General features: G+C 33.4%; 5 protein-coding genes and 1 tRNA gene. 2 read left to right on the forward strand and 4 right to left on the reverse strand.

Annotation, left to right across the window (positions count from 1 at the left end):
• On the reverse strand, window positions 1-783 hold the full coding sequence (dapF, locus tag K8B81_RS12295; protein WP_223681846.1) for a diaminopimelate epimerase: 783 nt from the start codon (window positions 781-783) through the stop codon (window positions 1-3).
• Between the two features lie 137 nt (window positions 784-920).
• On the opposite strand from dapF, the gene K8B81_RS12300 reads away from it, so the two are divergent.
• Window positions 921-2,321: a trypsin-like peptidase domain-containing protein gene (locus tag K8B81_RS12300; protein ID WP_223681849.1), complete on the forward strand. Its 1,401-nt coding sequence runs from the start codon at window positions 921-923 to the stop codon at window positions 2,319-2,321.
• Window positions 2,322-2,431: 110 nt separating this feature from the next.
• Here K8B81_RS12300 and K8B81_RS12305 read toward each other — a convergent pair whose 3' ends face one another.
• On the reverse strand, window positions 2,432-2,890 hold the full coding sequence (locus tag K8B81_RS12305; protein ID WP_163394545.1) for an Lrp/AsnC family transcriptional regulator: 459 nt from the start codon (window positions 2,888-2,890) through the stop codon (window positions 2,432-2,434).
• A 202-nt stretch (window positions 2,891-3,092) separates the two neighbouring features.
• Between K8B81_RS12305 and ald the strand changes: the two genes are divergently transcribed.
• Window positions 3,093-4,211 carry an alanine dehydrogenase gene (gene ald, locus K8B81_RS12310; protein ID WP_223681851.1) on the forward strand — a complete coding sequence of 373 codons (1,119 nt, stop codon included), beginning with the start codon at window positions 3,093-3,095 and terminating at the stop codon, window positions 4,209-4,211.
• A gap of 120 nt (window positions 4,212-4,331) precedes the next feature.
• Here ald and pafA read toward each other — a convergent pair whose 3' ends face one another.
• Together pafA and K8B81_RS12320 are read right to left on the reverse strand one after the other, a co-directional pair.
• On the reverse strand, window positions 4,332-5,948 hold the full coding sequence (gene pafA, locus K8B81_RS12315) for an alkaline phosphatase PafA (RefSeq protein ID WP_223681853.1): 1,617 nt from the start codon (window positions 5,946-5,948) through the stop codon (window positions 4,332-4,334).
• Between the two features lie 215 nt (window positions 5,949-6,163).
• Window positions 6,164-6,249, reverse strand: a tRNA-Leu gene (locus tag K8B81_RS12320).
• Between the last annotated feature and the right edge of the window lie 32 nt (window positions 6,250-6,281).

A 6,281-nucleotide genomic window follows, 5' to 3' on the forward strand; every position in this document is an offset into this window, starting at 1 on the left:
TTAAATTTCTATTGTTCCTTTAAAAACAAACTTCGCAGGACCTATTAAAAAAACATTCGTAAAATGTTCTCCTAATTTATCAAAGGAAACGGCTAATTTTCCTCCTTCAACATTTATATCAATTGAAGTTTTATCCGTTTGTCCGGTTGCATTCATGGCAATTGCAACAGCTGTTGCGCCTGTTCCGCAAGCTAAGGTTTCATCTTCCACACCTCTTTCATAAGTACGAAGTGAAAACTCAGAATCACTTATTTTTTTGACGAAATTGATATTGCTTCCTTTTGGTCCGTACAATTCTCCGTAACGAATAGCAGATCCGTTTTCCTTTACATTATAATGTTCCAAATCATCTACAATTTGCACATGGTGAGGCGAACCTGTATTTAAAAAAGTATAGGAATCTTTCTTTTGAACTTCATCAACATCAATCATCTGTAAAGAAACAATTGATTCTTTATTAACAGTTGCATGGTGTAATCCATCTGTAGCGATAAAAGTAGTTTTATCCTGAATAACACCTAATTGATTGGCAAATGCTACAAGGCAACGACCTCCGTTTCCACACATTGAACTTTCGTTTCCATCTGAATTATAATACACCATTTTGAAATCGGTTTCAACGTCATTTTCGAGTAAAATAAGCCCGTCAGCTCCAATTCCGAAGCGTCTGTCACATAAGCGTTCAACAAGTTTTACATCGTTTTTGGGAAAGAAATCTGAACGGTTATCAATCATTACAAAATCATTTCCTGTACCCTGATATTTATAAAATTCTATTTGCATTTTTTAGTTGTTAGAAGTACAAAAGTACGAACTATTAATTAATGAAATGTTAATCAATGTTAAAGAGCGTTAAACCGTTTTCCAAAATATTTTTTTGCTTTAATTTTACAGTAGTAACTTAAACATAAATCCTAATTATGAAAAGATTTTCAAGCTTATTTCTAGTGTCATTATTAAGTGGTGCCACTACTCTTGGTGCTTACAAATTATTATTTGACGGCAGCAATTCTTTATTGGGAAGAGAAAATCCTATTGTTACTCTTGCCCCGAATTCGTTTAACAGAAATGTTGGTCTTGCTGCTGAGACAGTAGATTTTACTGAAGCTGCTGATAAAACAATTCACACTGTTGTTCACGTTAAAAATGTTTCCCGAAGAACTGTTAGTAATCCTATGCTGGAATTTTTCTACGGTTATGGAGGACAGCAACAACAAGAACAGGTTGGAACCGGTTCAGGAGTTATTATTTCTGAGGATGGTTATATCGTAACCAACAATCACGTTATTAAGGATGCAACCGAAATTGAAATTACATTAAACAATAAAAAGTCATATAAAGCAAAATTAATTGGAACAGATTCTAAGATGGATATTGCTTTATTGAAAATTGATGCTGGGGAAAAATTACCATATACTGCTTTTGCTAATTCTGATAGCGTCAAAGTTGGGGAGTGGGTTTTGGCCGTTGGTAATCCTTATAACTTGACTTCTACTGTTACAGCCGGGATTGTTTCGGCGAAAGCCAGAAATTTAGACAATAGCGGAATCCAGTCCTTTATTCAGACCGATGCCGCCGTAAACCCTGGTAACAGTGGTGGAGCATTGGTAAATACACGTGGCGAATTAATCGGAATTAATACTATGATTACTTCAATGACAGGATCTTATGTTGGATATTCTTTTGCAGTTCCATCAAACAATGCACGCAAAATTGTTGAAGATATAATGGAATTCGGAAATGTACAAAGAGGAATTTTAGGAGTTGAAGGCGGCGAATTAAACAGTAATGCTTCAAAAGAATTAGGTGTTTCTGAAACACAGGGTTTCTACATCAATAAAGTTACCCCTAAATCAGGTGCTCAAAAGGCTGGCCTTACAAAAGGTGACATTATTGTTAAATTAGACAATCAGAATATTTCGACATTTGCAGATCTTTCCGGATACATTAATACCAAAAGACCTAACGATGTTGTACAGGTAACTTATATAAGAGAAGGAAAATCCAAAACAGCCTCAGTAACACTAAGTAAAAATGAATTTTTCAGTACCGAATTTAAAGGAATTGAGTTAGAAAATATTGACGCTGTCGACAAAAAGAAATTCAAAATTGATTATGGTGTAAAAATCAAAAACATTACAAACGAAAATTTGATGCAATATCAAAACGAATTGCAAGGCAATATTATTTTAAGTATTGATAATATTAAGGCAACCAATGTTGAAACAGTTTCTAAGCTTTTAAATAAAAAAGACGAAGGTCAAAGTGTCAGAATTGAAATGATCAATAAAAACGGAGAAATCTTTAGAATTATCATTTAAAAAATCTCATTTTAAAGCTTTCAAACTGAATACTAAATACTTTAAAGCCATCTTAAAAATTAAGGTGGCTTTTTTGTTCTTTAAAGCATCAGATTTTTTGGTGTTTTATTTTAAATTGGAAGTACAGTTGTACTTTTTACTTCAGAAATTACAAAAACAGTATTAATTAAAGACACTTCAGGTAAAACTGATAATTTCTTTTGATGAAAATGATGGTAGCTTTCCATATCCGGAATGATAATCTTAAGCATATAATCAAAATTTCCTGAAACATAATTGCATTCTACAACTTCAGGCATATTCAAAATTGACTGGTTAAAACCTTCAGAGGTATCATACGTCTGTTTTGTTAAGGTTACCTGACAATAAACAGTTAGATTATTACCTAGTTTTTTCTTATTTAAAATCGAAACATATTTCTCTATAACACCTTCTTTTTCAAGACGTTTAACTCTATCATGAACAGGCGTTAATGACAAATTTATTTTATTTGCAATGTCTTTTAACGTGTAATGGGCATTTTCCTGTAAAAGACGTAAGATTTTCTTATCAATTTCATCCAGAGCCATAATAAAAAGGTTTAGTGTATTTAATTAAAATCAGTCATTTTTTCTTTTTGAGGAAACAAAAAGGAATTCAAACAGAATATTTTACTGTAAAAATATAAAATAAAATAATATTTTCTTATTTAAAACTTAATCCCCAATAATATATTCTCTATTGATAAATTTGTAACATAAACTCAATAGAAAACATAAAATATAACAAAAAATGATAATAGGTGTTCCAAAAGAAATTAAGAATAATGAAAACCGTGTAGCTTTAACTCCTGCCGGTGTTTCTGAAATGAAAAAACACGGACACACAGTTTATGTTCAGTCCACTGCAGGTCTGGGAAGTGGTTTCAGCGATGAAGAATATGAAAATGCGGGCGCAGTTGTTTTACCAACAATCGAAGACGTTTATGCTATTGCTGAAATGATTATAAAAGTTAAAGAACCAATTGCTTCTGAATATCCCTTAATTAAAAAAGATCAATTGCTTTTCACTTACTTTCACTTTGCTTCATCAGAAGAGTTAACTCACGCCATGCTTGAAAAAGGAGCTGTATGTTTAGCTTATGAAACCGTTGAAAAAACCGACAGAAGTTTACCTTTATTAGTACCAATGTCAGAAGTTGCTGGTCGTATGGCGATTCAGCAAGGTGCTAAATACCTTGAAAAACCGCTAAAAGGAAGAGGAATTCTTTTAGGAGGTGTTCCGGGTGTGCCACCTGCAAAAGTATTAGTTTTAGGAGGTGGAATTGTTGGAACTCAGGCTGCAAAAATGGCTGCAGGCTTAGGAGCTCAGGTAACTATTATGGATTTAAGCTTGCCACGTTTGCGTCAACTTGATGACATCATGCCTGCGAATGTAAATACAGAAATGTCAAATCATTACAATATTACAAAAGCAATTAAAGATGCCGATTTAATTGTGGGAGCAGTTTTAATTCCGGGAGCAAAAGCACCACATTTAATCACACGTGATATGCTTAAATTGATGCGTCCAGGAACTGTTGTTGTTGACGTTGCTGTAGATCAGGGCGGATGTATCGAAACATGTACTCCAACAACACATGAAAATCCAACTTTTATTATTGATGATATTGTTCATTACTGTGTGGCTAATATGCCGGGAGCAGTTCCTTATACATCTACTTTAGCTTTAACTAATGCTACTTTGCCTTACGCAGTACAACTAGCTAACAAAGGATGGCAAAAAGCTTGTAATGAAAACGAAGAATTAAAAAAGGGATTAAACATTGCTAACGGAAAAATTCTTTACAAAGGAGTTGCCGAAGCATGGAATCTTCCTTACAATGAAGAATTGGAGCTAGCAAATTCATAGTTATTATTTATATAGTGTTTACTAATAACACTAAAAAATGCTTTTCAACAATGAAAAGCATTTTTTCTTTGCATAAAATCCCTACCTCAAAAGATCAGGTTTAAAATATAATTCAGAAATTTACTTCTCATTCAGTATCTCCTGCATTACTTTTGCTTCGGTCCCGTTAGGAAAAGTAACTTTTATTTTTTGAGCAATAGTTGGAGCAATCTCAGTAATCGCCTTTTTATCATAAGATTCTCCCTTTTTAATATGCCAGCCATAAAAAATCGCTGGTACATGAGTATCATAAGTATAAGCCGTTCCATGTGAAGTACCAGTTGGCAAATATTCAATAACACCAGACTTACCAATTACAACTATATCCCCGTCCTGTGTTACATCATACCCTTTCGCCACAAAATTCAAATAATAATCGTTTCCTGAATTAGCCAAAATTTCTTCTTCAGTATATACTTTTTTAACCTGTGGTAACGAAATCAAAAATTCTTTGAATGCCTGTTTTACCTTTACTAAATCTAATCCCTTGTCTTTAATAATCTGTTTATTAAAAAAGATATTAAAATTAGAATAGTTCAAAAGTAAATCTACTCCAAATGTTTTCACTGAGAAATCCTGTAAATTCTTTCTGAAATCTTTTGACGGATAATTATCAACATCATACTTCCGGTCTTTCAAATAAATAACATTTTCTGCACCAGCATGATCTGCGGTTAAAAAGAGCAGATAATTATTTTTTCCTACTGTTTTATCCAGATAAGTTAAAAAATCGGCTATTGTTTGGTCTAATCTCAAATAAGTATCCTGAAGCTCCATGGAACGTGGCCCTAATAAATGCCCAACATAATCAGTAGATGAGAAACTCACCGTTAAAAAATCAGTGATATTATCTTTTCCTAACTCTTCTTTTTCAATAGCCTTTTTAGCAAAATCAGCTAACAAATCATTTCCAAAAGGTGTAGATCTCAAAATTCCTGCATCATTCTTTTCGTACATCGTTTTTAAATCATATGGAAAAACAGGTGCTGAACTACCATATAACTTACCTTCATAAGGATTATCGTCGGGAAGACTTTCATTATATGTTGAAGCTGGCTTATACAAATCCCAACCTTTATTAATGTATTTCAGGTAGTTTTTTTCAGTATTAAATTCTGAAACCCAATCCGGTAGTTTATTTCCATAAAAAGTGCTTGAAATAAAAGATCCTGTTTTACTATACCAAAAAGCCCAATTAGCAAAATGCCCTGCTGGCAAAATTGCACCACGGTCTTTAAGACTTATTCCAATCACTTTTCCTTCAAAATTTGTCGCCATTCTAACTTCGTCAGTGATAGTGGTACTTTGGAGATTTTTTGGAGACATCTCACCTTCATCTGCAGTTCCTTCACCAACAGTTTTTACCGAAGTGTCTTCTGTACAATACATTTGCTTTCCTAAGCTTCTGCTAAACCACTCATTTCCTACAATTCCATGCGTTGCTGGCGTAGTTCCTGTATAAATTGATGCATGTCCCGGAGCTGTATAAGTAGGTACATAATTATAATGCATGTTTTGAAAAACATATCCATTATTCATCAATCTTTTAAATCCGTTTGGAGAAAAATCCTCTGAAAATCGATATAAGTATTCCATTTTCATTTGATCAATCACAATTCCTACAACTAGCTTGGGACGTTGTTGAGCTGTCAGGTTTGAAATAACCAACAGCATTAACAATACAAAACTTTTTTTCATAACTTATAAAATTAAAAAACAAAAATACAGATTCGAGAGTAAAAAGGGTGACCAAACTCATATTTAAAATTAAAGTTGACCTTAATTTAACAGAAGTGTAAAAAGAATTATGGCGTTTCCATATGAGCCGGGCTATTGATTCTTTTAGTTTTTAAGGTTGCAATTTCATATAAAAAAAACTCCAATGAGCTATTAGCCAATTGAAGTTTTTTTTGTACTCAGAGCGGGACTTGAACCCGCACGGACATTGCTGTCCACTGGATTTTAAGTCCAGCGTGTCTACCAATTTCACCATCCGAGCAATTTGTGGTACCTCCAGGGATCGAACCAGGG

Source organism: Flavobacterium hibisci, assembly GCF_020026925.1.
In the GTDB taxonomy this organism is placed as follows: Bacteria; Bacteroidota; Bacteroidia; order Flavobacteriales; family Flavobacteriaceae; genus Flavobacterium; species Flavobacterium hibisci.